This is a genomic window from Kingella pumchi (assembly GCF_022288825.1).
Classification (GTDB): domain Bacteria; phylum Pseudomonadota; class Gammaproteobacteria; order Burkholderiales; family Neisseriaceae; genus Kingella_D; species Kingella_D pumchi.
The window spans coordinates 57409-82738 of record NZ_JAKOOW010000033.1 but is presented as its reverse complement, the minus strand read 5'-3'; the positions used below and the strand labels follow the sequence as shown (position 1 = coordinate 82738).

Below are 25330 nucleotides of genomic sequence, written 5' to 3'. Positions count from 1 at the left end.
AGGCAGCCTGAAAACGGAAAACCCCGTTTTCAGGCTGCCTTGTTTGCGGTGCGGGCAAAAATCAGACCACAACTTCTTCTTTCTGTTTTTTCTGCTTGAACGCGTTGTTGCGGGTCAGGCCGAACATCAACAGCAGCGGGCTGGCAACCAGTACGGAGGAGTAGATGCCGAAGACGATGCCGATGGTCAGGGCGATGGCAAAACCGTGCAGGGCGGCGCCGCCGAATACCAGCATGGAAAGCACCATCGCTTCGGTGGAGCCGTGTGTAATCACGGTACGGCCGGCGGTGGCGGTAATGGCGTTGTCGATCACCTGATGGACGGTTTTGTTGCGCATTGCCGGCTTGCGGAAGTTTTCGCGGATACGGTCGAACACCACCACCGATTCGTTTACCGAATAGCCGAGCACGGCGAGCACGCCGGCCAGTACGGTGAGCGAGAACTCCCAGCGGAAAAAGGCGAAGCAGCCGAGGATAATCACCACGTCGTGCATATTGGCGATAATGGCGGAAACGGCAAAACGCCATTCGAAACGCATCGATAGATACAGAATGATGCCGGCGACCACCATGCCCAGCGCAATCAGGCCGTTGCGCGCCAAGTCTTCGCCGACGGCCGGGCCGATAAATTCGACCTGGCGCAGCGAGGCGTCGGCATTACGCTGTTTGAGCACTTCCATTACTTGGTTGGAGAGCTTGGCGGTTTCGGCTTTCTGGCCGTCGGCGCTTTGGGCGGCGGAAGTTTTGTTGGGCAGGCGGACCATAATGTGCTTGTTGGTGCCCAGCGCCTGCACTTGGATTTCGCCCAACTGCAGTTTTTCCAAATCCTGCCGCACCTGGTCGATATTGGCGCCCTGCTGCTTGTATTCGACTTCCATCAGCGTGCCGCCGGTAAATTCCACCGACAGGTTCAGGCCGCGGGTAGCCAGGAAAAATACCGCCAGTATGAAGGTGGCAAGCGAGATAAAGGTAGTGAGCTTGCCATAGCTCATAAAGGGGATGTCGCGTTTGAAGTGGAACAGTTCCATGAGTTATTCCTTTTCCAGTGCCACGTTGTCGTCGCGGTCGATTACCGGCGGATAGTGTACGCCGATGGAAATGCGGGTCAGCTTGCGGCGGCGGCCGTACCACAGATTAACCAGGGCGCGCGATACCACTACCGACGAGTAGATGGAAGTCATAATGCCAAGGCAGTGGACGATGGCGAAACCGCGCACGGGGCCGGAGCCGAATACCAGCAGGGCGATACCGGCGATCAGCGAAGTCAGGTTGGAGTCGAGAATGGTGTCCCAAGCATGGTCGTAACCTTCTTTAATCGCCACCTGTGGTTTTTTGCCGGCACGTAATTCTTCACGTATTCGCTCGTTAATCAATACGTTGGAGTCGATGGCCATACCCAGCGTCAGCGCGATGGCGGCGATGCCCGGCAGCGTCAGCGTGGCCTGCAGCGCGGAAAGAATGGCAAACAGGAACAACAGGTTGGCACTGAGCGCCAGCGCCGAGAAGATGCCGAACAGGCGGTAGTAAATCACCATAAACACCGCCACCACGGCAAAGCCCCACACGGTTGAGTTCACGCCTTTGGTGATGTTTTCCGCACCCAGCGACGGGCCGATGGTGCGCTCTTCGATAATGTCCATCGGCGCGGCAAGCGAGCCGGCGCCCAGCAGAAGGGCGACGTCGTTGGCTTCGGCGGTGCCGGCCATGCCGGTAATGCGCACGCGGCCGCCGGGAATCGGCTCTTGGATGCGCGGCGCGGTAATCACTTCGGACTTGCCCTGGTCGATCAGCACCATCGCCATGATTTTGCCGCGGTTGGCGGCGGTCAAGTCGGCAAACACGGTGGTGCCGACGCTGTCCAGATTCAGATTGACGGTGGGGCGCTTGCTTTCTTCGTCGATGGCCGACTGGGCGGCGTTGATGTTGTCGCCGGTCAGCTCGACCTGCTTGCTCACCAGATAGGGATTACCGTCTTTATCGCTCAAAAGCTCGTAGCCTTCGGGCACATTGCCGCCGATGGCCTGCTGGATCAGATCCAGATCCTCGCTCACCATCCGCACTTCCAGCGTCGCGGTGCGGCCGATAATGTCTTTGGCTTTGGCGGTGTCGGTCATACCCGGCAGCTGCACCACGATGCGGTCGGCACCGGCCTGCTGGATCACCGGCTCGGCGGTGCCCAATTCGTTTACGCGCTTGTGCAGGGTGGTGATGTTTTGCTCAACCGCTTTTTTGCGGATTTGGTTGAGCTGCTGCTCGGGCAGCGTCAGCTTCAGGGTATTGCCCTCGCTGGACATCTCCAAAGACGGCTGGCCGGTCATATTGTCGGTAAACAGCTTTTGCAGCTCGGGATAGGCTTTGTCCAGATCGGCCTGGTCTTGGAAGGGCACCAGCAGGCTGTTGCCTGATTTGCGGATGGTGCCGGAACGGATTTTCTGCTCGCGCAGGGTGCGGCGCACGTCGCCGGCGTTGCGATCGAGCGCTTTTTCCAGCGCCGCTTTCATGTCCACCTGCATGGTGAAATGCACGCCGCCGCGCAAGTCGAGACCCAGGAACATCGGGTTGGCACCGATTTTCGCCAGCCAGTCGGGGCTGTTGGCGATTTGGTTTTGGGCGACGATGTAGCCCTCGCCCAAAACATTATCAATGGCATCGCGCGCATTGATTTTGTCGGCGTCGCTCACCCGCACTTTCAGGCTGCCACCGGCGATAAACATGCCGTCGGTTTTGATATTGGCATCCTGCAGCGCCTGGGCGACGCGACGCTCGGTTTCCTGATTGATAACCACCGACTGGCGGTTGGTCGAAATCTGGATGGCGGGGGTTACGCCGTACAGATTGGGCAGGGCGTAAATGGCTGCCACCGCCAGCGTTAGGGCGATCAGCAGGTATTTCCAAAGCGGGTAACGGTTCATAGGGGGAGCCTTGTGTTAAGGGCAAACAAACTGCCGACGGCATGGGGCGGTGTCGGCAGTGATCCGGCTTTCAGGCAGCCTTATTCGGATTTGGCATCGGCAGCGGCGGGCTGCTCGACTTTCTGGGCGATGGCGTTGCGGTCGATTTCCACCTGCACGCCTTTGCCGATTTCAACGGTAAACACGGTTTCGCCGGGCTTGATGATGCGGGCGTAGAAGCCGGAAACCAAAAGCACGCGGTCGCCTTTTTGCAACTCGCTGATCATTGACTGACGCTGTTTCTCGCGCTTTTGCTGCGGACGGAACAGCATAAAGTAAAACAGGGCGAGAATCGCAATCAGCGGAATATAGCTCATCAAACCGCCGGGGGCGGGCGCCGGATCCGCTGCGGCAAATACGCTTCCAATCATAGCTGGGCTTTCCTAATCAAAAGGGGGTGTATCTGAAAAACGAAAGGCGCGATTCTAGCAGACAATCAGGCAGCCTGAAACCGTTTCAGGCTGCCTCAAAGCATGGCAATCGGCGGGCGGGCGCAGCGTTTTCAGGCTGCCTCGGCGCCGCATCGCGCGGTGCGGCGTTTATTTTTTCAGCGAATCGCGGATTTCGCGCAGCAGCAGCACTTCTTCGCTGGGCTCGGCCGGCGCTTCCGGCTCGGCGGCGGCAGGCGCGCCTTTGAGTTTGTTGATCAGTTTGACCACCACGAAAATCGCCGAAGCGACAATCATAAAGCTCACCAGCGCGTTGATAAACACACCCACGTTCAGCGTTACCGCACCGGCAGCTTTGGCAGCGGCCAGCGTTTCGTAGCCGGCTTCGGGCGGGTTGGCACCGGATTTGAGCGTTAAAAACCGATTGGAAAAGTCCACGCCGCCCAGGATCAGGCCGATGGGCGGCATAATCACATCGTCCACCAGCGATTTGACGATGCCGGAAAAGGCGGTGCCGACCACCATACCGACGGCCAGATCGATCACATTGCCGCGCATGATGAAGTCTTTGAATTCTTGTTTGATTGACATTTTGCTGTCCTTATCTGTGTGTTTGCGAAGTGTAAATTTGACGGGCAAGCGCCCATAAAAAAATTCAGGCTGCCCTGAACGTGCGGCATCATAACCGAAAACCGCCGCATCCGCCACGCAGGCGGCAGGCAGCCTGAAAACGCCTATCCGCAATCCCACCGATAGCACACCCTGCCTTTTCAGGCTGCCTGCGCCGCATGTTAAAATGCGTAATCCCAACACCAGGCCGCCGTTTTCAGGCTGCCGCACCGGAACACACACATGTTTAAAACCGCCAAACAATTCACTTTCGACATGGCGCACATGCTCGACGGCCACGACGGCAAATGCAAAAACCTGCACGGCCACACCTATATCCTGCAGGTAGAAGTTTCAGGCAGCCTGCACGAAACCGGCCCCAAGCGCGGCATGGTCATCGACTTTGGCGATCTGAAAGACTGCGTGCAGCGCCATGTGCTCGATCTGATGGACCACGCCTTTATTTATGACAGCGGCAGCGAGCGTGAAAGCCGCGTTGCCGAGCTGCTGCAGAGTCTCGATTCCAAAACCTACGCCCTGCCCTGCCGCAGCACCGCCGAAGCGATGGCCGAGCACATCTTCGGCCTGCTCAAACACCGCGCCGGCCTGCCGGTGAGCCTGATCCGCCTGTGGGAAACCCCGTCGTCCTACTGCGAGTACCGCGAATGAATCCGTCCTACCGCATCGTCGAAATCTTCCGCTCGCTGCAGGGCGAAGGCTGGAACACCGGCATGGACGCCGTTTTCATCCGCTTTGGCAAATGCAACCTTGCCTGCCACTGGTGCGATACCGACTACCACCGCTACGGCATGCGCGGTCTCGACGACATCCTTTCCGAAGTGCTCGCCCACAACACCCGCAACATCATCATTACCGGCGGCGAGCCGACCATCCAGCCCAAGCTCGAAGTGCTGCTGGACGAACTCAAACGCGCCGGCCGCTATCTGGCCATCGAAACCAACGCGCTGAAAAAAATTCCGCCGCAAATCGACTATATCGCCGCCAGCCCCAAGCGTCTCTACCGCGAAGCCTACGCCAAGCGCTGCATCAGTCGCGCCGACGAAGTGCGCATCGTTGCCGACGACGATTCCATTCCCGAGTTCTGCGCCGAAATCGAAGGCCGCATCCGCGCCGAGCGCTACTACCTTTCCCCCTGCGAGCAAAACGGCCAAATGAACCTGCTGCCAACCCTGCGCCTGCTCGGCGAACTCAACGAGCGCCCCGGCAAACCGCACTGGCAGCTCAGCATCCAAACCCACAAACTGGCCGGCATCGAATAAAGCCCCGCCCTTTTCAGGCTGCCTGAAAACCAAAAGCAGCCTGAAAGCCATCCGCCGTAGAGTACGCACCGCGCACCAAAACACCAGAGCGCAACCAATGGTGCACGGTGTGCACCCTACAGCCGAAACCCCAAAAGCAGCCTGAAAACCACCCGCCGTAGGGTGCGCACCGCGCACCAAAACACCAAAACCCGAAAAACAAGGCAGCCTGAAACCCCGCACACGCCATGAATCCAGACGAATCTTCCTGCTTCCACTGCGGCCTGCCCGTTCCCGCCGGCAGCCGCTATCCCGTACGTTACGAAGGGAACGAACAGCCGACCTGCTGCGCCGGCTGCCAGGCCGTTGCCCAGGGCATTATCGACGCCGGACTGGGCAGCTATTACAAGCACCGCACCGCCGAAGCCGAACGCGCGGTGCTGCCGCCGCCGGAAGTGCTGGCACAGCTCAAACTGTACGACCTGCCCGAAGTGCAGGCCGAGTTTGTCGAAATCCAGCCCGACAACCGCCGCGAAGCGGTGCTGATGCTCGGCGGCGTTACCTGCGCCGCCTGCGTGTGGCTGATCGAGCAAAAACTGATGCGCCTGGCCGGCGTCGAACGCGCCGAACTCAATTACAGCACCCAGCGCGCGCGGGTATGCTGGGACGAAAGCCGCGTCCGCCTGTCCGACATCCTGCTTGCCGTGCGCGAAACCGGCTACAGCGCCGCGCCCTACGACGCCCAAAAACACGAAGCGCAAACCCAGCGCGAGCGCAAAAAAATGCTGATCCGGCTGGCGGTGGCCGCACTCTCGAGCATGCAGACCATGATGTTCGCGCTGCCGACCTATCTTTACGCCGACATCGAGCCGCAATACCTGCTGCTGCTGCACTGGGGCGCGTTTTTTATGGTGCTGCCGGCGATGTTCTACTCCGCCACCCCGTTTTACCGCGGCGCGTGGCGCGACTTTAAAAACGGCCGCACCGGCATGGATACGCCGGTGGCTATTGCCATCGTGATGACCTTTATCGCCGGCATCTACGCGCTGCTCTCCAACGCCGGACAGGGCATGTATTTCGAGAGCATCGCCATGTTTGTGTTCTTCCTGCTGCTCGGGCGCTTTATGGAGCAGTCGGCACGGCGCAAAGCCGGCGATGCCGCCGAGCGGCTGGTTAAACTGGTGCCGGCGTTCTGCCATCTGCTGCCGGCCTATCCCGACCCCAAAAGCGAAGAAGCCGCCGTAGCCAGCCTGAAAGCCGGCGATGTGCTGCTGGTGCGCGGCGGCGAAACCATCCCCGCCGACGGCGTGGTGCTCGAAGGCGAAAGCGAAATCAACGAAGCGATGCTCACCGGCGAAAACCTGCCGGTGCCCAAGTTTTCAGGCTGCCGTGTTACCGCCGGCACGCTCAATACCGCCGGCCCGCTGACCATCCGCGTCGAGCAGACCGGCAGCGCCACCCGTCTTGCCCACATCGTGCGCCTGCTCGATCGCGCGCTGTCGCAGAAACCGCGCTTGGCCGAGCAGGCCGAACGCTATGCCGCCACCTTTACCCGCAGCCTGATCATCACCGCCGTACCCACCTTTATTGGCTGGTGGTGGTTTGCCGATGCCGGCACCGCGCTGTGGATTACCGTGTCGCTCTTGGTGATTACCTGCCCCTGCGCGCTGTCGCTGGCCACCCCCGCCGCGCTGGCCGCCGCCACCGGCAATCTGGCCGCCCGCGGCATTCTGGTGGCGCGCGGGCATGCGCTGGAAACGCTCGCCGCCGTCGATACCGTGGTTTTCGACAAAACCGGCACCCTGACCCACGGCCGCCTGCAGGTTGTCCGCACCCTGGCGCTGGCCGGCAATCCCTATGCCAATGCCGCCGCGCAGGCGCTGGAAGAGCATTCCGAACACCCCGCCGCCCGCGCCATCGCCGCCCTGCCGGTGGCAGGCAGCCTGAAAAACGCCGTTGCCGCCCGCAACCGCGTCAGCCGCGTCGGTCACGGCGTCTGCGCCCTGCTCACCATTGCCGGACGCGAACAAAACTGGGCGCTCGGCCGGCCGGAATTTGTTGCCGAAACCGCCGGCGGCATCCCGCCGGAATTGGCCGAACTGGAGCAGCAGGGCAGCGTGATCGCGCTGGGCAATGCCGACGGTTTTCAGGCTGCCTATCTGCTGGCCGACGAAAACAAAGCCGGCTTCGATACCGTGATTGCCCAGCTACAAAACCGCGGCCTGGCCGTCCACATTCTCAGCGGCGACCGCCGCGCCGCCGTCGCCGCGCTGGCGCAAACGCTCGGTATCAGCGACATCCGCGCCGAAGCCACGCCCGAAGACAAGCTCGCCTATGTGCAGACCCTGCAGCGGCAGGGGCGGCGCGTGCTGATGCTCGGCGACGGCATCAACGATGCGCCGGTGCTGGCCGCCGCCGATATTTCGGTGGCGGTGGCCGGCAGCGCCGACGTCGCCCGCGACGGCGCCGACATCCTGCTGCTCAACGACGACCCCACCGCCCTGCCCCATCTGTTTGCCCTTGCCGCTCGCACCCGCGCCGTTATCCGCCAAAATCTGATTTGGGCCAGCGTTTACAACCTGATCGCCGTACCGCTGGCGCTGGCTGGTTTCGTTACCCCGTGGCTGGCCGCGCTGGGCATGAGTTTCAGCTCGCTGCTGGTGGTGTGGAACGCCCTGCGCCTGCGCCGCTGACGGCTGTTTTTTTTCAGGCTGCCTGCAAATACTCAGGCAGCCTGAAAAACCGGCCGACAAAACTTAACAAAAACACGCCGCCACTACGGCCGCCACACAGAAAAAGCAGCCTGAAAGCGTGCAAAAGCACTCCTGCCCTGCTTTCAGGCTGCTTTGCCGGAATGTAAATTTTTGCGTATTTACATGAATTTCTGTCTGATTTCCCTTTGTCGGTCGCGCCAATAATGGTATGATTGCCGCCGTTTTTTATCCCAAAACGGATTAAACATTAGTTTTCAATCTGTTATCGCACACAAGGACGCCGCCATGAATTTTACCCGTTTCAGCAAAAAACTTTGTTGCAGCACCCTTATCGGCCTGAGCCTGTGCTCCAGCGCCTTCGCCTTGGACGACGAAGACCTGATCGGCCAGCTTCTCGAACAAAAACAAATCGCTCCCGCCGTTGCCGCCAACGATGCCGACCCCCTGAAACAAATCATCGAAAACAGCACCATCGAAGAGCAGGCCAACTACTACGGCCCGCAGCTCAACGCCCGCTCCGCCCTGATTATGGATGCGCGCAACAACAAAATCCTTTACCAGAAAAACATCGACAACGTCCGCTCCATCGCTTCGATTTCCAAAATGATGTCGGCCATGGTGCTGCTGGATGCCCGTTTGAACATGAACGAGCAGATCACCATCACCGAAGCCGAAATCGACCGTCTCAAAGGCACCGGCAGCCGCCTGTCCATCGGCACCACCCTGACCCGCGAAAAACTGCTGCATCTGGGTTTGATGAGCAGCGAAAACCGCGCCATCCACGCCCTGGCCCGCACCTATCCGGGCGGCATGAGCGCTTTTGTTGCCGCAATGAACGCCAAAGCGAAAAGCCTGGGCATGAGCAACACCCGCTTCTTTGAACCCACCGGCCTGGATCCGCGCAACGTTTCCACCGCCCGCGATTTGAGCCGCATGGTCAAAGCCGCCACCAACTATCCGAAAATCCGCCAACTAAGCACCGCCAACAGCGGCTCGGCCTACACCAGCGCCGGCAAAGTGCAAAACTATAAAAACTCCAACGCTTTAGTGCGCGAAGGCCAGTGGGACATCACCGTACAGAAAACCGGCTACATCCGCGAAGCCGGCAAATCAATGGTGCTGCAGGCCAAACTCGGCCGCGATCCGGTGATTATCGTGGTACTCGGCGCCAACAGCTCCGCCAACCGCGTCAGCGACGTGCGCACGCTGGGCAATATCGTCAAACAAACCCAGCTGTAACCCATCCCGATACAAAAAAACGACGGCAGAAGCCGTCGTTTTTTTATTACTTGCGGCGCCGCCAACACACCGCAGGCAGCCTGAAACGCCGTTTCTTACACTATATCAATTTCTCTGCAAACATTATCTGCTATCATTTGGCTTCCCATTTTGACGAAATGAAGGAGAACGCCATGAGCGAAGCACAAAAAAGCAAAAAAGAATCCGTCACCGATTTTCTCAACAACATTCTCAACGGCACGGCCATCGCCATTGTCGTCGCCCTGATTCCCAACGCCATTCTGGCCACCCTGCTCAAACCCCTGCTCGGCCATCCCACCTTCGGCGGCTTTGCCAACGAATTTCTCCACGTTCTCCAAGTTTTCCAATTCTTCACGCCGATTATGGCCGGCATTCTCATCGGCCAGAAATTCCAGCTCGCGCCGATGCAGCAGCTGGCGGTTGGCGGCGCGGCCTATATCGGCTCGGGCGCGTGGAAGTATGTGGAAGTGGTGAAAGACAATATCGAACAAAGCATTTTCCAGCTTGCCGGTATCGGCGATCTGATCAACACCATGTTCACCGCCGCGCTGGCGGTGCTGGCGGTGCGGCTGGTCGGCAAACGCTTCGGCGCACTCAACATTATCTGCCTACCGATTTTCATCGGCGCCGGCGTCGGCTTTCTCGGCTGGAAAATCCTGCCTTTCACCGCCCACATCACCACCGTGATCGGCCACGGCATCAACACCTTTACCGAACTGCAACCCTATCTGATGAGCGTGCTGATTGCCGCCTCCTTTGCCGTGATTATCGTCAGCCCCGTTTCTACCGTTGCCATCGGCATCGCCATCGGTCTGGACGGACTGGCGGCGGGCGCGGCCTCGATGGGCATTGCCGCCACCACCGCCGTGCTGGTGTGGGGCACCGGCCGCAAAAACGAATCGGGCATCCCCATCGCCATTGCGCTGGGCGCGATGAAAATGATGATGCCCAACTTCTTAAAACGGCCGCTGATTGCCGTGCCGATGGTGCTTACCGCCGCCGTTAGCGCCCTGTCCGTGCCCTTTTTCAACCTGGTCGGCACGCCCGCCTCATCCGGCTTCGGCCTGGTCGGCCTGGTCGGCCCCATCGCCTCGCTGGCGGGCGGCTGCGGCATACTGGTGATGCTGCTGGCTTGGCTCGTCATCCCCTTTGCCGTCGGTTTCGTCGCCTACAAAATCTGCCGCGACCTGTTCAAACTCTATACCGACGACGCTTTCGTCTTTAAAGAATAAACCCCTTTCCTTTCCGGCCGTGCGCCCGCACGAGCACGGCCGGGCTTTCCCACCGCAACCCTACAAGGAGCTGTCCTATGAAAACCAACAAACTCGCCGTTATCGGCGTCGGCCATGTCGGATCGGAAGTACTGGAAAACGCCGCCCTCTCCGGCCTGTTCGGCGAAATCGTCGCCATCGACACCCGCAGCGAACGCGCCGCCGCCGAAGCCCTCGACCAAATGCACGCCGCCGGTATGCTCGGCCGCGCCAACGTCAATATCTACGGCGGCAGCTACGACGACATCGCCGATGCCGACGCCATCGTGATCGCCGCCACCCACATCTGGCCGCACGGCGAAGTCCCCGCCGACCGCCAAGCCCTGCTCGGCAACAACGCCGCCATCATCCGCCAAATCATGGGCGACATCAGCCGCGTTACCCGCGACGCCGTTCTCGTCTTCATCACCAACCCGCTCGATACCGTCGTTTACATCGCCGCCACCGAGTTCGGCTACCCAAAAGAAAAAATCATCGGCACCGGCTGCACCCTCGATTCCTCCCGCCTGCGCTTTCTGCTCGGCCGCCGCTACGGCCTAGACCCCAAAGCCGTCAACGCCTTTATGATGGGCGAACACGGCTACACCGCCTTCCCGCTGTTGGGCAGCGCGCAAATCGCCACCGTGCCCTACGCCGAGCTGCCCGAATATTTCGGCCAAGACAACTGGAGCGCGGATGAAGTCAAAGACAAAGTCGTTCAGGCTGCCTACGAAGTCTTCCACCCCAAAGACGGCGTAACCGACGCCGCCGTCTCCCAAGCCGCCACCGAAATCCTGCGCAGCATCGTGCTCGACGAAAAAGCCGTCTTCTCCGCCGCCACCTACATTGACGGCGAACTCGGCCAGCACGACATCGTATTCAGCATTCCCGTCGTCATCGGCGCAAACGGCGTCGAGAAAAAGCTGCCGCCCAAACTCAACGCCTGGGAGCAGGCCAAACTCGCCGAATCCGTCGCCGCCATCCGCGCCAACATCGATTTGGCGAAAAAGCTGAAACAGGGGTGATGGGGATTGGGTCAAACCCGTAGCAGCCCCCGAATGCAAAAGCAGCCTGAAAACCGTTTGTCCAGTTTTCAGGCTGCCTTTTTATCGCCGCTTAGGCACTGTCTGCCTGCTTTCAGGCTGCTTTTGGCATGCGGTAACGACGCTATTCCTGCCGCACCAGAATTTGGCGGGCGCCGCCGGCGTCGGGCGGGGAGACGATGCCGCCGTCTTCGAGCGCCTGCATCAGGTTGGCGGCGCGGTTGTAGCCGATGCGTAGGTGGCGTTGCAGCGAGGAGATTGAGGTTTTGCGGCTGCTGGCGATAAAGGCGACTGCCTGGTCAAACAGCTCGTCGCCGCCGCTGCCGGCGGCTTCGGGGTTGATAAAGCTGTTGGTTTCGCCGGCGGCTTCGCCGCTGAGTATGCCTTCCACATAGTTGGGCTCGGCCTGCTCTTTGATAAACGACACCACGCGGTGCACTTCGTCGTCGCTGACAAAGGCGCCCTGCAGGCGGGTGGGCTCGGCGTTGCCCGGCTGCAGGAACAGCAGGTCGCCGTATTTGAGCAGGTCTTCGGCGCCCATTTGGTCGAGAATGGTGCGGCTGTCGATGCGGCTTTGCACGGTGAAGGCCATGCGGGTGGGCACGTTGGCTTTAATCAGGCCGGTAATCACGTCCACGCTGGGGCGCTGGGTGGCGATAATCATGTGGATGCCGGCGGCGCGGGCTTTTTGCGCCAGGCGGGCGATTTGGGTTTCGACGGCTTTTTTCTCGGTCATCATCAAATCGGCCAGCTCGTCGATCACCACCACAATCTGCGGCAGCTCTTCCAGCGGCTCGGGATCGTCGGGCGTAAGGGTGAAGGGGTTGGGCAGCGGTTTTTCGGCAGCACGGGCGGCGGCGATTTTTTCGTTGTATCCCGCCAGATTGCGCACGCCCACATGCGAGAGCAGCCGGTAGCGTTTTTCCATTTCGGCTACGCACCAGTTGAGCGCGTTGCCGGCGGCCTTCATATCGGTAACCACCGGGCAGAGCAGGTGCGGGATGCCTTCATAGACGGAAAGTTCGAGCATTTTCGGGTCGATCATAATAAAGCGCACTTCGTCCGGCCGCGCCTTATAGAGCATCGACATAATCATGGCGTTTACGCCCACCGATTTTCCCGAGCCAGTCATGCCGCCCACCAAAAGGTGCGGCATTTTCGCCAGATCGCCCACCACCGGCACACCGGCGATGTCCTTGCCCAGCGCCACGGTGAGCTTGGATTGGGCGTCGGCAAACACCGGCGAAGCGAAGATTTCCTGCAGCAGCACTTCCTGGCGCTCTTCGTTGGGCAGCTCGATGCCCATGGTGCTGCGGCCGGGGATGGTTTCGACCACCCGCACCGACTGCACGCGCAGCGAGCGTGCCAAGTCTTTGGCCAGATTGACAATCTGACTGCCTTTCACCCCCTGCGCCGGTTCGATTTCGTAGCGGGTGATTACCGGGCCGGCGGTGGCGCTGACCACCTGCACCTGAATGCCGAACTCGGCCAGTTTGGTTTCGATGCTCAGCGCGGTGCGTTCGAGCTTGGCCGGATCAATCGAAGCCGGGCCGGCTTCCGGCGTTTTCAGGCTGCCGATATCGGGCAGGCGGTACTCGCCCACTTCCTGCGGCTGCGGCTTGGGCGGCGCCACCGGCACCTGCGGCTGCGCCACCTGCACCGACATTTTGCGGTTGCTTTTGCTGCCGGCCACCGGCGTAACCGGCTCGGCAACGATTTCTTCCGCCCCGCTTCGCTGCGGCTTGGCACGCGGTTTTTCAGGCTGCATCGCCGCAGCGGCCTTATTGCGCACAAACAGCTTGCGGAACACATATTCGCAGGCGCGGCCGATGTTTTCGGAAACGTCCATCGGCGACACCTGCAGCAGCAGCGACAAACCGACAAACACCAGCATCACCGACAAACCGACGCTACCGGCCAGCCCCAGCACATGGCGAAGCCCCGAAGCCACCAGCGAGCCGACCAGCCCGCCGGCACCGATCGGCAGGCTGTCGTCCAGCGTTTTGCCTGCGCTCAAAGTTTCCAGCACCGGGCTGGCAAACAGCAAGAGCCCCAGCCCCAAACCGGCCACCCAGCCCTGATAGCGCGCCTGGCCGCTGAAGCGGCGGGTGTTGCGGTAGAGCCAGGCAACCGTGGCGCTCAGCAGCCACCACGCGGAAAAGCCGAACAGATAATAAAAAATGTCGGCCAGATAGGCGCCGAGCAGGCCGGCGGGATTGTGGATGTCGCCCTGCTTGGGCACGCTGCGCGACCACGCCGGATCCAGCATATTGAAGCCGGCCAGCAGCAGCATCAGGTAAATCGCAGCCACCGCCATCACAAACCAGCGTACATCCGCCCACAGCCGCCTGATCTGCGGATTGTCGACAGGCAGCGGGGTGCGGATAAGGGCGGACTTGGCGGTTTTAACGGGCTTGGCCGCCGTTTTGGTTTTCGGGCGGGCGGGTTGGGGATTCTTTCGGCTCATAAGCGGCTAAATCGGAAAACGGATGCGGTATTTTGTTTCAGGCAGCCTGAAACCCTGTGAAACGGGAAAAAACAGGAAAAAGCGCTTTTCAGGCTGCCTGCCGGTAGCGCAACAGCAGGTTGCGGAAGGCTTTGGGGTCTTTGATAAAGGTCATCTCGCCTTCGGCAGGGAAATGGTAATCGAGCAGGCGCGACACCCAAAAGCGCAGGCAGCCGGCACGGCAGGCGGCCGGCAGCGCGGCGGTTTCTGCGGCGCTCAAGGGGCGCACACTTTGGTAGCCGGCAACAAAAGCATCGCGCAGGGTTTCGTCGATGCTGTCGTCGGCGTGGCGCGCCCAGTCGTTCAGGGCGATGGCCAGATCGTAAACAAAGGTGCCGTTGCAGGCGTAGTAAAAGTCGATAAAACCGGCAACTTCATTGCCGGCGAGCAGCACGTTGTCTTTAAACAAATCGGCGTGGATGATGCCCTGCGGCAGGCTGCCGTAATCAAAAGCAGCCTGAAAACGGATTTCGTCGCGCAGAAGTTCGGCATCGGCGGCATCGAGCAGCGGATACAGGCGCTCGGCTTCGCGCGTCCACCAGGCGGCGTGGCGCGGGTTGGGCATCTGCTGAGGGAAGTCGGCACCGGCCAGGTGCATGGCGGCGAGCATGGCGCCGGTGGCACGGCACTGCTCGGCGGTGGGGCAGGAAGTGTCGCCGCCGGCCAAACGGCTGACAATACACGCCGGCTTGCCCGCCAGCGTGCCGTCCATACGGCCGTCGCGCCGCGCCACCGGCTGCGGGCAGGCCACGCCGCGGCTGCTCAGATGGCGGGTGAGTTCCATAAAAAACGGCAGCTCCTGCTGCGTCAGCGCTTCAAACACCGTCAGCACATAGCTGCCGCTGTCGGTGTCGAGAAAATAATTGCTGTTGGTAATCCCCTGCGCGATGCCGTGCAGCGCTTTGAATGCGCCCAGAGAATAGTCGGCAAGGAAAACGCGCATTTCGTCGTCGGAAACGCTGGTATAGACGGACATGGCAGGCAGCCTGAAAATCGCAAAAGCGCGGATAATAGCAAATTTCCGCTTTTCAGGCAGCCTGAAAGCGTGCGCGGCGGCTTTCAGGCTGCTTTTTTGCCGGCTGCCGGCGCGTCTGTTTTTTCGGCATTGCCGCGCAGAAGCCGCAGCGCCGGTTTGCGCGCGCACGCCGGCCTGCCGGCAAAAGCAGTCTGCGGGTAGCCTGAAAACCGCTTTTGCGCCGTGATGGCGGCGGCGTTTTATGCTACATTTGCCGCCTTTTTGCCACCGGCACGTTTTTCCGTTTTCCCGTTTCCCGCCATGTCCGACCATTCTTCCCCCGCCCGTCCCCTGCTTCACGCCGATACCCGCCGCAGCCTGCGCGATGCGCTGCCGGTGTGCATCGGCTTCGCTTCTTTCGGCACCATCCTCGGCGCGCAGGCGGCGCAAAAGGGCATGAGTCCGCTCGAGAGCGTGCTGATGGTGGCGGTGAACTATGCCGGCGGCTCGGAATTTGCCGCCGTCAATCTGTGGGCCAGCCCGCTGCCGGTGCTGCTGATTTGGACGATGACGCTGATGATCAACAGCCGCCACATTCTGATGAGCGCGGCGATGATTCCCCATCTGCGCGGCCTGCCGCTGAAAAAACTGCTGCCGACGCTGTTTGTGATGTGCGACGAAAGCTGGGCGCTGGGGCTGGCCGATGCCAAAAACCGCAGCACGCCGGACAAACCGGCGCCGCTAAACCTGCGCTACTACGGCGTGCTGGCCGCCGCGCTATATGCCAGCTGGCTGCTGTCGGTGTGGGTCGGCACGCTGGCCGGGCCGCTGTTGGGCGACATCAGCCGCTACGGTTTCGGCATGGCCTTTCCCGCGGTGTTTATGGTGCTGCTGCGCGGCATGTGGCGCGGTAGTCGTGCCGCCCTGCCCTGGCTGGCCAGCCTGATTGCCGCCGGCAGCGTCTATCTGCTGCTGCCCGCTTCCGGCTGGTATGTACTGGCCGGCACCGCCGCCGGCCTGCTGACCGCCTTTTTCGCCGGCAACGGCAAGCAGCCTGAAAATGCCCCGTCCGCCAAACAAGGAGCGCGGCATGATTGATTTCGCTTCCGCGCTTACCATCGTCGGCATGGGCGTGATCACCTATTCCACCCGCCTGATCGGCTATTTCGCCCTGCGTAACCGCCGCTTCGGCCCGCGCGCGCTGCGGGTGATGGACGCCGCCCCCGGCTGCGTGATCGCCGCCGTTATCGCCCCGCATTTCGTTTCCGGCAAACCCGACGAGCTGATCGCCATGCTACTGACCGCCGCTGCCGCCAGCCGCCTGCCGATGCTGCCCACCGTCGGCATCGCCGTGTCTTCCTACGCCTTTTTGCACTGGCTGCTGCAGGCAGCCTGAAAATCCCGCGTGGCGTGTTAAGTGCTGAAAAGATACAGATTCAATTCCACTTTTTCCTGCAGGTTTCTTCCCCGCAAAATTCATAATTTATCCAATCCAATCAAAAACTCAAACCCGATTGACACCCGCATTCCGTGTAAAGGCCGCGGCCGCTTTCTTTACCCAAATTACACAAAACTGCCCTTGTCCCGCAGATTCTTTGCCTGTTTTTGCACCAAAGTTGTAAAATGGCAGCAAAATATTATCGGCGAATCCGGCAGCTGCTATCCGCGGACAGCCGGCAAAACGCCGCGAAACGCCGTTTCCGGCCACACGCCGCATCAACCCACAAGGACAAGGAACCCACAATGACTGGCACTTACATGCTGACCGCCTTTATCTTAGGCTTCTGGTGCATCTGGTCGGCCAACCGCGACGTCAAATCGCTGGCCGAGGCTTTAGTTTTTATCGTTATCACCTTAGTTACCAAAGCCCTGATGGAATGGTCGGGTATGCCGAATTTGGATGGTTTGTTCTGGATTACTTGGGGCGTACTGTTTATTTATGTGGCGGTGGTATTGGAAGCGGTGGAGCGCTTTTCCAGCAGCATGGGGGTAAATATGACCATCGCCATCGGCGGCGCCATCGGCTGGTATTTCTTGGCGCAATATGTTTTTAGCGAAAGCGGTTCAACTTATCTGGCCAGCTTTCTATCTTAATTTTTCTGTACTTTTGCCCTTGCCGGTACCGCGCGTACCGGTTTTTTTTGCCCGATACCCGCGCTGCATCCGATCCGGCGCAGCCAAGCAAACAGGCAGCCTGAAAACTTTCAGGCTGCCTGTTTTGATGCCGGACAAACGCAGTTTACAAAGCCAATACCGCCGTCATCATCGCCGGATCGTCGGGATGCTTGGCCAGCGTGAAACCGAGTTTGGCGGCGAGTTTCTGCATCGGCAGGTTTTCGCTGAGAATTTCCGCGCGCATGCGGCGGTAGCCCTGCTGGCGGGCGCGGGCGATCAGTTTTTCCATCAACAGGCTGCCGATGCCCTGTCCCTGCAGGCCGTCGGCAATCAGGATGCCGAATTCGCAGCTTTCGTCATTATCGGCATTGTAGGCGGCGGTGGCCAGCGGGGTGTTGTCGCCGGTAGTGAGCAGCAACGCAAATTCGCGGCGGTAGTCGAAACTGCTCAGGCGCAGCAGCTGGGCGGGCGGCAGGCTGCCGCTGCGCTGCATAAAGCGGCGGTAGCGGCTTTCGGCGCTCAAACCGTCGGCCAGCCGGCCGATCAGCGCCGCATCTTCGGGGCGCACCGGCCGCAGCCAGGCGCTGCCGGCAGCCAGTTCCACCTGCTGTTCTTCTTCCGCCGGATAGGGGGCGAACAGATTGGCAGTGCCGGAAAAACTGTCGGGCTCCTGCAGATTGAGCTTCAGCTCGCTGTAGGCGATGCCGCCGCGCGTTTCGTCGCGGTGCAGGCGCAGGCGGCAGCTGTGGATTTCCGGCAGGCGCGAGAAAATCTCCAGCGCATCGGCCAGCCATTCCTGCCACAGCGCATATTCGAGACCAAGCGTATCAAGCGCGCGCTCAAGCGCAACGGCATCGGGAGGCGGCAGCAGCGCCGTGCGGACGCCGTCGCATTCCAGCGTCATCACCGCGCCGAAGGCCGGATGTTTTTCCCATTGCAGCAGCAGGCCGCCGGCCGGCTCTTTGCGCGCGGCGTGTTTTTCCAAGCGCAGCGCTTCGGTCAGGCGGGCGGCGGCGCTGCGGCCGGCGGGCAGCACCGCCATCGGAATCATCGGCTTCAAGTGCTTGTGCAGGCTGTCGGCGGCCTGCGCGGCGGCGCGGTAGTCGTAAAACTGGGGCAGACGGTCGTGGCGCAGGCGGTGGCTGCGGTATTCGTTGAGCTGCATCAGCGCGTGCAGCGCCGATTCAGGCTGCCTGAAATGCAGATTGCGCCGGCTGCCGAACAAACGCCGCACGGCATCGTTATCGGCGCTGCCCAGCCACACCAGCAGCAGCGGCTTGCGGCTGGCAGCCTGCAATTCCGACACCATCTGCGCGGTCAGCAGGCTGTCGCCGCCGCCGGAGCCGACATACACCAAAAGCAGCGCATCGTTGTTTTCGTCTTCCAAACAGGCGGCTGCGGCAGCCTGAAACACCGCCGGCGCGCTGTCGGCCGGCAGATACAGCGGATTGGTGGCGGCCGGCTTGTGCGGCAGGATGCGGGCGAAGGCGCGGGCGGTGTGGCTGCCGGTGGCCGCCGCTTCCAGTCCGTAGTCGCCCAGCGTTTTAAACGCCAGCGCGCCGATTTGCGGCGAATTGGCAATCAGCGCCAGCCGCGTGCCGCCGCCGATGATGCCGGTGTGGATCAGCTTGGCGGCGATGAAAAAATCGGTCAGCCCCGGCACCCGCAGGATGTGGCAGCGGCGCAGCGCCTGCATCAGCAGCGCTTCTTCGTCTTCGTTATCCAGCGTGCCGAGCACCACCACCGGCTTGCGGCGGGCGGCTTCGGCCAGCGCGCCGACCAGCTCGGCGGCGTTATCGATGCGGCTGATGTGCACCAAGAGCGCGGCATTGTTTTCTTCGGCGGCGGCCAGGCGGATCAGGCGGCCGGTACTCACCGGATAGTGGCGCGGGTTCAGGGTGATGAAACGGCTGAAGGCGATGCCGCGCTCGGCAGCGTAGCTGGCCATGCAGTCGGCAATGCCGGCGGACTGGCCGATATAGGCCGCCGCATGTTTGCCCGCGCCGCAGCTCTCGGCGCGGCGGTAGAGCGCGGCCGCGCCGTCGGTCGGCACCGCAAACAGGCCGACTCCCGCCTTGCGCGCGGCTTCGGCGGCCTTGTCGAGTTTGGCCGCCGTTGCCGGCGCCGGCTGCTCGATGTCGCTGACAAACACCAGATAGCGGATGTTCAGCCGCCCCGCTTCGCGCACCAGCGCCGCCAGCTTGTCGGCCGAGAGCACCACCACCGCGGTATCTACTGCATGCTCGGCACAGGCGGCGGCCAGATCGGGATACGCCTTGCAGGCACCGACGGTTTTGTGGCGGGAATTGACCGGCAGCACCAGCGGCGCGGCACGCTCGGCTACCAGGCGGGCGAACACCTTGCGGCCGACGCTGCCGTAGCGGTCGGACGCGCCGACCACCGCAATCACCTGCGGGCGGAACAAATCGGAAAAATCGTGCGGCATGGCGGTTTCCTTTTGTTGGTTCAAAAGCAGCCTGAAAACGGCGGCGGCAGCCTGAAAAACCTTTCAGGCTGCTTGGGGCTGGTTTGTGCCGCGCCAAACGCAAGTGTAACGCGCTTGGCACGGACGCCTTGCAGGCAGCCTGAAAGCGGCGACGCAGTCAAACGGTTGCAAAGGCTTTCAGGCTGCCTGCGGGCTAGTCGTCAAACACTTCTTCTTCGCTGATCCGCACTTCGCCTTCCACGCCGATATACAGCGCGGGGGCGCCGAAAGCGGGAACGGCGGCAAAATCGGCGGCATAACGGCGCGGCTGATGCTGCGTTTCCTGCGCTTGGGCGGCGGCCAAGGCAGCCTGAAAGCCGTCGGCGGCGGGATAGGTCAGGTAGTGCTGCGGCGGCAGCCACACTTCGGCAGCAGCGGCGGGCAGTTCGGCATCGTTTGGCAGCAGGCAGCCGGCGGTTAGGGTGAAGCGGCGGCGATCGTCCGAATAGGCGTGGCAGACGGCGTAAAAACTGCGGCTGAACGCGGCCAGCTCGGTTTTCAGGCTGCCTTCAAGCCACAAGCGGCGCATTTCTTCGATGTCGGCAGCCAGCGTGTCGCTTGCAGAGTCGCGGCTCAAACCGGCCACGCGGAACACGGGAAGCTGTACGGTGGTGTCGTTCATAATCGGCCCTGAGCAAAAGCGGCGATTGTATAGCAAAGCGGCGGGCGGGCGTACTTGCGATATAATCGCTGCTTCGTTTTCCCTTTCCGCCCGCGCGCCATGTTCAGCCATCTCACCCCTTATGCCGGCGACCCGATTTTGAGTCTGGTCGAAGCCTTTTCCCAAGACCCCCGCAGCGACAAAACCAATCTTGCCATCGGCGTGTACTGCGACGAAAACGGTCGCCTGGTGCTGCCCGAAGCCGTGCGCCGCGCCGCCGAAGCCCTGCCGGCAGCGGCGCTTTCCTATGCGCCGATGGAAGGCTATGCGGCTTTTCGCCAGGCGGCGGCGCAAATGCTGTTCGGCAGCGCTCATGCCGTTATCCGCGAAGGGCGGCTGGCCACCGCGCAAACGCTCGGCGGCTCGGGCGCGCTCAAACTCGGCGCCGACCTGCTGCGCGAAACGCTCGCCGACGCCCGCGCCTATGTCAGCGACCCGACTTGGGACAACCACCGCGGCATTTTCGCCGGCGCCGGCTTTAGCGTGGCCGACTACCCCTATTACCGCGCCGAAACCGCCGAGCTGGATTTTGCCGCGCTCACCGCCTTTCTCGACACCCTGCCCGCGCACAGCGTGGTGCTGCTGCACCCCTGCTGCCACAACCCCACCGGCATCGACCCGACACCGGCGCAATGGGACGAAATTCTCGATCTGATGGCGCGCCGCCGCCTGATTGCCTTTATGGACTTGGCCTATCAGGGCTTCGGCAGCGGTTTTGACGACGACGCCTACGCCGTGCGCCGCGCCGCCGACATCGGCCTGCCGCTGCTGGTGTCCTATTCGTTTTCCAAAAATATGTCGCTCTACGCCCAGCGCATCGGCCTGCTGGCGGTGGTCTGCCCCGACCGCGCCCAAGCCGAACTGGTGCAGGGGCGGCTCAAAGCCGCGGTGCGCCGCATCTACTCCAGTCCGCCGGCCTACGGCGCGCTGCTGGCGCAGGCGGTGCTGACCGACGACGCGCTCAAACGGCAATGGCAGGACGAAGTCGCCGCCATGCGCGGCCGCATCGGCGCCATGCGTCAGGCGCTGTACGACGCACTCGCCGGCAACGCGGCCTGGCAGCAGGACGCGGCACGCTTTGTGCGCCAGCGCGGCATGTTCGGCTACACCGGCCTGAACGCCGAGCAGGTGCAGCGCCTGCGCCGCGACTACGGCATCTACCTGCCCGCTTCCGGCCGCCTGTGCATCGCCGGCCTGAATCCCGACAATCTGGAAAACACCGCCGCCGCACTGAAAGCGGTTAAAGCAGCCTGAAAGTTCAAAAGCAGCCTGAAAATCCGTAGGGTGCGCACCCTACAGCCGAAATCCTGTAAATTACAGAGTATACCGACAGCCTGAAAGGCTTCAGGCTGCCTGAAAAACCCCAAGCAGTCCGCGCCGCGCCGCGAAACTGCCCACACCCCAAACCACAACCACAAGGAACCCACCATGCGCCTACTCCACACCATGCTGCGCGTCGGCAATCTCGAACGCTCGCTGGCCTTTTACACCGAAGTGCTGGGCATGAAGCTGCTGCGCCGCAAAGACTACCCCGAAGGCCGCTTCACGCTAGCCTTTGTCGGTTACGGCGAAGAACACGACAGCACCGTGCTCGAACTCACCCATAACTGGGACACCGACGGCTACGATTTGGGCAGCGCCTACGGCCACATCGCCATCGAAACCGACAACGCCGCCGCAGCCTGCGATGCCGTGCGCGCCAAAGGCGGCAAAGTGGTGCGCGAAGCCGCGCCGATGAAGCACGGCAGCACGGTAATCGCCTTTGTCGAAGACCCCGACGGCTACAAAATCGAATTTATCGAAAAAGCCAGCGGCAGCGACAGCTACGCACCCAAAGCAGCCTGAAACGCTGCAAAGTGCTAAAATCGCGCCCTTTGCCGCTTTCAGGCTGCCCAACGGCGCCTGTGCCGACAGCGGCAGCCTGAAAACCACCCCATCCGTTTTGCCCGCCTTTGCCATGTCCGTTACCAGCACCACCATCGTCCGCCCGCAGCTGATTTCCTTTGACGAGCCTTTTGCCCTGCAAAACGGCCGCTCGCTGCCGCGCTTCGATCTGATGGTGGAAACCTACGGCAGCCTGAATGCCGACAAAAGCAATGCGGTACTGATCTGCCACGCGCTCTCCGGCAACCACCACGTTGCCGGCCGCCACCACGCCGACGACAAACACCCGGGCTGGTGGGACAATATGGTCGGTGCGGGCAAGCCCATCGACACCGACCGCTTTTTCGTCGTCGCCCTCAACAATCTGGGCGGCTGCGACGGCAGCAGCGGTCCCGCTTCGGCCAATCCCGAAACCGGCGAAGCCTACGGCGCCGATTTCCCGCTGGTTACGGTGTCCGACTGGGTGCGCTCGCAGGCGCGGCTGGCGGATTATTTCGGCATCGGCCAATGGGCGGCGGTGGTCGGCGGCAGCCTTGGCGGCATGCAGGCGCTGCAATGGAGCATCGAGTTTCCCGAGCGCCTGCGCCACGCGCTGGTTATCGCCTCCGCGCCGCGCCTGAGCACGCAGAACATCGCTTTTAACGACGTCGCCCGCCAGGCCATCATTACCGACCCCGATTTTCACGGCGGCCACTACGCCCGCCACCAAACCAAACCGCGCCGCGGCCTGCGTATCGCCCGTATGATGGGGCACATCACCTATCTGGCCGAACACGGCCTGGGCGCCAAGTTCGGCCGCAGTCTGCACGAAAACCGCTACCGCTACGACTACGGCGTCGATTTTGAAGTCGAAAGCTATCTGCGCTATCAGGGCGACAAGTTCTCCGAGCGTTTCGACGCCGATACCTATCTGCTGATGACCAAAGCGCTCGACTATTTCGACCCCGCCGCCGCGGCCGGCAACGATTTGCGCGCCGCGCTGCGTAAAGTTCAGGCTGCCTTTTTCGTTGCCAGCTTCAGCAGCGACTGGCGCTTCTCGCCCGAGCGCTCGCGCGAACTGGTGCGCGCGCTGGTGGCCGAGCGCAAAAGCGTGTGCTACGCCGAAATCCAGTCCACCCACGGCCACGACGCCTTTCTGATGGAAGACGCCGACTACATCGCCGCCGTGCGCACCTATATGGCCAATATCGCGGTGTAAACCATGAAACAGACCCTTGCCGGCATCGCCGCCATCATCCTTATCGCCCTGGCCTACACCTACATGCCGCTTGAATGGCGCCGCCACAAAGACATCGAATTGGGCGAGCGCATCAATGCCAATATCGAGCGCTACCGCCAAGAGCACGGCCGCCTGCCCGACCAGAACGACACCGCCGGCCTCAAAGCACTCGGTTTTCTGCACACCAAAGCCCAAGGCTGGCAGCCCAACTACCGCCCCGACGGCCGCGGCGGCTACCGCCTGATCTACGACGACGGCTACGACCCGCCCTATCTGCTGTGGGATTCGCAGGAACAACAATGGCATCTTGAGCAAAGCAGCCTGAAAACCACCCAAGAGCAGCAATGAAACTACGCGACGACTTACAACTGATTTACGACTGGATCCCCGCTGGCTCGCACGTACTCGATTTGGGCTGCGGCGACGGCGAACTGCTGGCCGCGCTGATGCGCCACAAAAACTGCAGCGGCTACGGCATCGAAATCGACCCCGCCGGCGTTCAGGCTGCCATCGGCCGCGGCGTCAACGTGATACAGGCCGATTTGGAGCAGGGTCTTTCCGCCTTCGACGACCACAGTTTCGACCTCATCGTCTTAAGCCAGACCATCCAGGCGATGCAGAACACCGAAACCATCCTGCGCGACCTGACCCGCATCGCCGGGCAGGCGATTGTAAGCTTTCCCAATTTCGGCTACTGGAAAAACCGCCTGCAAATCGCGCTGGGCGGCCATATGCCCGTGTCCGAGCGCATGCCCTACCAATGGTACAACACCCCCAACATCCACTGGTGCACCCTGCAGGACTTCGACGCGCTGTGCGCCAAAAACCGCATCCGCGTGCTCGAGCGCGCGGTAATGACCGCCGGCCGCCGCGTCAGCATCCTGCCCAATCTGTTGGGCAGTCTGGCGTTTTACCGCGTCGGCTAAAGCGTTTCTCCCACTATTACAAGTTGAATTGATGATGGAAAAGGATTACCTGAAAACGCCGAAAGTGTGGAAATCGTATGAGGAGCAACTGGAGATTCTAAAAAGCCGGGGATTGCAAATTGGCGACGAGAAAAAAGCTCTGGCGTATTTAAGAACGATAGGATACTACCGGTTAAGCGGTTATCTTTATCCGTTTCGCCAATTTGATCCCCAAAACCCGCAAAATCGGTTAGACAACTTCATACCCGACAGCAGTTTTGAAGATGTCAAAAAACTATACATGTTTGACAAGCGGTTGCGGCAATTGGCATTGGATGCTTTAGAACGGATTGAAATTGCACTGAGAGTCAATATTGCATACACTTTGGGCAAATATTGCCCGTTAGCTCATAAGAATGTCCAACATTTTGACTCCTGCTTTAACCATGCAGAATGGTTGGAAAGATACGACAACCTGGTAAATCGAGAAAAAGAAACCAGCTTTGTCAAACATCATCTGGAACATTATCCTGATTTGCCCATATGGGTGGCCTGTGAAGTATGGGATTTCGGTACGATGTCCATGCTTTATAAAGGCATGAAAAAAGAAGATAAGAATCGAATTGCTAGGTTTTATCGTCTCCAAGACGGCCGCCATCTGCAAACTCACCTGCACGCTTTCAATATCATCCGAAATATATCAGCGCACCACAGCCGCTTATGGAATCGGGACATTACCATTAAAGCCAGTTTGAAAGGTTTGGGCGATGAAGAATGGAAAATTCTGCCTGTAGGCCGCTCGTTTGTTTATTTTTGTCTGATGAAACGAATGCTGGATATTATTTGCCCCGAATCTCAATGGGGTGAGAGATTTTTATCATTGCTGGCCGACTTCCCATCCGTTGAGAATTCAGCAATATCCCTTGAACAGATGGGCGTGACCACCACCCCCAAAAATTGGCGGTTGTGGCACAGAAGATAGGCAAAAGAAAGCCCCCAGCCTTGTCGATCCAACCACATCGGGTTGGCAAAGCCGGGGGAGTTGTTGGCAGTAATTATACCGAAAAGCCAAATTAAGGCAAAAATTTTACATTCAAGCTTGAATTGGAACATGCCTTTAATATTT

23 protein-coding genes are annotated in these 25330 nt (G+C 60.8%); 15 read left to right on the top strand and 8 right to left on the bottom strand.

Features of this window, described 5'->3' with window-relative positions; genetic code table 11:
- Positions 1-61 precede the first annotated feature (61 nt).
- The 4 genes from secF to mscL form a co-directional block, all read right to left on the bottom strand.
- Positions 62-1027 carry a protein translocase subunit SecF gene (gene secF, locus MB824_RS09245; RefSeq protein ID WP_238748205.1) on the bottom strand — a complete coding sequence of 322 codons (966 nt, stop codon included), beginning with the start codon at positions 1025-1027 and terminating at the stop codon, positions 62-64.
- 3 nt (positions 1028-1030) lie between these two features.
- On the bottom strand, positions 1031-2911 hold the full coding sequence (gene secD / locus MB824_RS09240; RefSeq protein ID WP_238748204.1) for a protein translocase subunit SecD: 1881 nt from the start codon (positions 2909-2911) through the stop codon (positions 1031-1033).
- An 80-nt stretch (positions 2912-2991) separates the two neighbouring features.
- Positions 2992-3321 carry a preprotein translocase subunit YajC gene (gene yajC / locus MB824_RS09235; protein WP_238748203.1) on the bottom strand — a complete coding sequence of 110 codons (330 nt, stop codon included), beginning with the start codon at positions 3319-3321 and terminating at the stop codon, positions 2992-2994.
- Positions 3322-3489: 168 nt separating this feature from the next.
- Positions 3490-3930, bottom strand: coding sequence for a large conductance mechanosensitive channel protein MscL (mscL, locus tag MB824_RS09230; protein WP_238748201.1), 441 nt, complete (start codon positions 3928-3930; stop codon positions 3490-3492).
- A 261-nt stretch (positions 3931-4191) separates the two neighbouring features.
- Here mscL and queD point away from each other — a divergent pair, with 261 nt between their 5' ends.
- The 6 genes from queD (at position 4192) to MB824_RS09200 (ending at position 11456) form a co-directional block, all read left to right on the top strand.
- Positions 4192-4617, top strand: coding sequence for a 6-carboxytetrahydropterin synthase QueD (gene queD / locus MB824_RS09225; protein WP_238748200.1), 426 nt, complete (start codon positions 4192-4194; stop codon positions 4615-4617).
- Positions 4614-5228, top strand: a complete 615-nt coding sequence (locus MB824_RS09220; protein WP_238748199.1) for a 7-carboxy-7-deazaguanine synthase QueE — start codon at positions 4614-4616, stop codon at positions 5226-5228. The genes queD and MB824_RS09220 overlap by 4 nt, the downstream gene beginning before the upstream one ends.
- 227 nt (positions 5229-5455) lie before the next feature.
- Positions 5456-7900, top strand: coding sequence for a heavy metal translocating P-type ATPase (locus tag MB824_RS09215; RefSeq protein WP_238748198.1), 2445 nt, complete (start codon positions 5456-5458; stop codon positions 7898-7900).
- A 306-nt stretch (positions 7901-8206) separates the two neighbouring features.
- Positions 8207-9160 carry a serine hydrolase gene (locus tag MB824_RS09210; RefSeq protein ID WP_238748197.1) on the top strand — a complete coding sequence of 318 codons (954 nt, stop codon included), beginning with the start codon at positions 8207-8209 and terminating at the stop codon, positions 9158-9160.
- 173 nt (positions 9161-9333) lie between these two features.
- On the top strand, positions 9334-10413 hold the full coding sequence (locus MB824_RS09205) for a PTS transporter subunit IIC (RefSeq protein WP_238748196.1): 1080 nt from the start codon (positions 9334-9336) through the stop codon (positions 10411-10413).
- Positions 10414-10490: 77 nt separating this feature from the next.
- The gene (locus MB824_RS09200) at positions 10491-11456 is read left to right on the top strand and encodes a lactate/malate family dehydrogenase (protein WP_238748195.1); all 966 of its coding nucleotides are present in this window, start codon (positions 10491-10493) and stop codon (positions 11454-11456) included.
- 142 nt (positions 11457-11598) lie between these two features.
- Here the strand turns inward: MB824_RS09200 and MB824_RS09195 are convergent, their stop codons facing one another.
- Together MB824_RS09195 and thrB are read right to left on the bottom strand one after the other, a co-directional pair.
- Complete coding sequence (locus MB824_RS09195; protein ID WP_238748194.1) at positions 11599-13941, bottom strand: DNA translocase FtsK; 2343 nt, start codon at positions 13939-13941, stop codon at positions 11599-11601.
- An 88-nt stretch (positions 13942-14029) separates the two neighbouring features.
- Positions 14030-14956 carry a homoserine kinase gene (gene thrB, locus MB824_RS09190; RefSeq protein ID WP_238748192.1) on the bottom strand — a complete coding sequence of 309 codons (927 nt, stop codon included), beginning with the start codon at positions 14954-14956 and terminating at the stop codon, positions 14030-14032.
- 300 nt (positions 14957-15256) lie between these two features.
- On the opposite strand from thrB, the gene MB824_RS09185 reads away from it, so the two are divergent.
- From MB824_RS09185 to MB824_RS09175, 3 genes are all read left to right on the top strand, one after another.
- Positions 15257-16033 carry an AzlC family ABC transporter permease gene (locus tag MB824_RS09185; protein WP_238748190.1) on the top strand — a complete coding sequence of 259 codons (777 nt, stop codon included), beginning with the start codon at positions 15257-15259 and terminating at the stop codon, positions 16031-16033.
- Entirely contained in the window at positions 16026-16331 is a 306-nt protein-coding gene (locus MB824_RS09180) for an AzlD family protein (protein ID WP_238748188.1), read from the top strand. The genes MB824_RS09185 and MB824_RS09180 overlap by 8 nt, the downstream gene beginning before the upstream one ends.
- A 347-nt stretch (positions 16332-16678) precedes the next feature.
- The gene (locus tag MB824_RS09175; protein WP_238748186.1) at positions 16679-17029 is read left to right on the top strand and encodes a phosphate transporter; all 351 of its coding nucleotides are present in this window, start codon (positions 16679-16681) and stop codon (positions 17027-17029) included.
- Between the two features lie 145 nt (positions 17030-17174).
- Here MB824_RS09175 and MB824_RS09170 read toward each other — a convergent pair whose 3' ends face one another.
- A complete protein-coding gene (locus MB824_RS09170) occupies positions 17175-19496 on the bottom strand; it encodes a bifunctional acetate--CoA ligase family protein/GNAT family N-acetyltransferase (RefSeq protein WP_238748184.1) in 2322 nt (773 codons plus the stop codon).
- Positions 19497-19689: 193 nt separating this feature from the next.
- Positions 19690-20157, bottom strand: a complete 468-nt coding sequence (locus MB824_RS09165; protein WP_238748182.1) for an effector binding domain-containing protein — start codon at positions 20155-20157, stop codon at positions 19690-19692.
- A 99-nt stretch (positions 20158-20256) separates the two neighbouring features.
- Here MB824_RS09165 and MB824_RS09160 point away from each other — a divergent pair, with 99 nt between their 5' ends.
- From MB824_RS09160 to MB824_RS09135, 6 genes are all read left to right on the top strand, one after another.
- A complete protein-coding gene (locus tag MB824_RS09160) occupies positions 20257-21450 on the top strand; it encodes an amino acid aminotransferase (protein ID WP_238748180.1) in 1194 nt (397 codons plus the stop codon).
- A 174-nt stretch (positions 21451-21624) separates the two neighbouring features.
- The gene (gene gloA, locus MB824_RS09155; protein ID WP_238748177.1) at positions 21625-22041 is read left to right on the top strand and encodes a lactoylglutathione lyase; all 417 of its coding nucleotides are present in this window, start codon (positions 21625-21627) and stop codon (positions 22039-22041) included.
- 112 nt (positions 22042-22153) lie between these two features.
- Entirely contained in the window at positions 22154-23278 is a 1125-nt protein-coding gene (metX, locus tag MB824_RS09150) for a homoserine O-succinyltransferase MetX (protein WP_238748176.1), read from the top strand.
- Positions 23279-23281: 3 nt separating this feature from the next.
- Positions 23282-23647 carry a hypothetical protein gene (locus tag MB824_RS09145; protein WP_238748175.1) on the top strand — a complete coding sequence of 122 codons (366 nt, stop codon included), beginning with the start codon at positions 23282-23284 and terminating at the stop codon, positions 23645-23647.
- Positions 23644-24225, top strand: a complete 582-nt coding sequence (gene metW / locus MB824_RS09140) for a methionine biosynthesis protein MetW (RefSeq protein ID WP_238748174.1) — start codon at positions 23644-23646, stop codon at positions 24223-24225. Before MB824_RS09145 ends, metW begins: the two co-directional genes overlap by 4 nt.
- Positions 24226-24259: 34 nt before the next feature.
- Positions 24260-25186, top strand: a complete 927-nt coding sequence (locus tag MB824_RS09135; RefSeq protein ID WP_238748272.1) for an Abi family protein — start codon at positions 24260-24262, stop codon at positions 25184-25186.
- The last annotated feature ends 144 nt before the right edge of the window (positions 25187-25330 follow it).